The organism is Leucobacter holotrichiae (assembly GCF_055791005.1).
Window position 1 is genome coordinate 1 of the sequence record NZ_JBVUAC010000032.1, and the last position, 1312, is coordinate 1312.

Below are 1312 nucleotides of genomic sequence, written 5' to 3' on the forward strand. Positions count from 1 at the left end.
ATCCAGCATCGCGCTGGAGAAAGCGAGAATGTCAGCGATGGCAAAGAACAACTACAGCGAGGACTTCAAGCATCGCGCGGTCGACTTGTACGAGTCGACCCCGGGCGCCACGCTCCAGGGCATCGCGAACGATCTTGGGATCTCTCGCGGCGCGTTGAAGACCTGGACGCGGAAATACGGCACTGGTCAACGCTCTGATCCACTCCCCAGGGCTGAAACCACTGAGCGTCCTGAGTCGCAGTCGGCAAGGATCCTCAGGCTCGAAAGCGAACTGGCAAAATCACGGGCCGAGGCGCGCAAACTCGCTGAGGAGCGCGACATCCTCCGTCAGGCGGCGAAGTATTTCGCCGGGGAGACGAACTGGTGAACCGCTTCCAGTTCGTTGAGGACCACAAGGACGCGTGGAGCGTGAAGCGGTTGTGCGAAGTGATCGAGATCGGAAGGTCCTCGTTCTACGCCTGGGTGGCCGCAGCTGGCGGGCGGGCTGAGCGTGCTGCAGCGGATGCGGCGCTGGCCGCGAAGATCCGCACCCTGCAAGACCCCGCGCAGGGTGGTGACCGAGCCTATGGGGTGCCGAGGATCACCGCCGACCTCAACGACGGCCAGCCGTATGCCGCGCGCGTGAATCACAAGCGTGTCGCACGGGTAATGCGCGAGCACGGGCTTGCCGGGATCCGGCTCCGCAAGCGCGTGCGCACGACGATCCCGGACCAAACCGGGCGCAGGTTTCCCGACCATATCGGCCGAGACTTCAGGATCGGGGCGCCGGGCTGCCGGTACGTGGGCGACATCACGTACCTTCCGATTGCTGACGGCACGAATCTTTACCTCGCGACCGTGATCGATCTGGGAAGTCGGAAGCTTGTCGGGTGGGCAATGGCCGACCACATGCGCACCGAGCTCGTGGAAGACGCGCTGAAGCTGGCCTGGGGAGAGCGTGGCTCGCTGCGGGGAGCGATCTTCCACTCAGACCATGGATCGGTCTACACATCGAGGGCGTACGGGAAGCTCTGCGAGCAACTCGGCGTGATCCAGTCCATGGGCGCGGTCGGTTCATCCGCCGACAATGCTCTCGCGGAATCGTTCAACGCTGCGCTCAAACGCGAACTCCTCCACGGCGAGGCGGTGTTCGCTGACGCGCCGACCGCGTACCGGGCCGTGTTCGGGTGGGCGAACCGCTACAACACTCGAAGGCGGCACTCCGCGCTTGGCAACATTGCTCCGAACGTCTACGAGGCCAACACCTCCGCTACGCTACCCATGGCGGCATAACCACCTGTAACACCGTGTCCACGATCAAGGGTCAAGGCCC

At 63.9% G+C, this 1312-nt stretch carries 1 protein-coding gene; it reads left to right on the forward strand.

Features of this window, described 5'->3' with window-relative positions; translation table 11 throughout:
• Window positions 1-37 precede the first annotated feature (37 nt).
• A protein-coding gene (locus AC0KXF_RS15135; RefSeq protein ID WP_473109959.1) for an IS3 family transposase occupies window positions 38-1272 on the forward strand; the annotation gives its coding sequence in 2 pieces (ribosomal slippage) (window positions 38-347 and window positions 347-1272; 1236 coding nt in all).
• Window positions 1273-1312 lie beyond the last annotated feature (40 nt).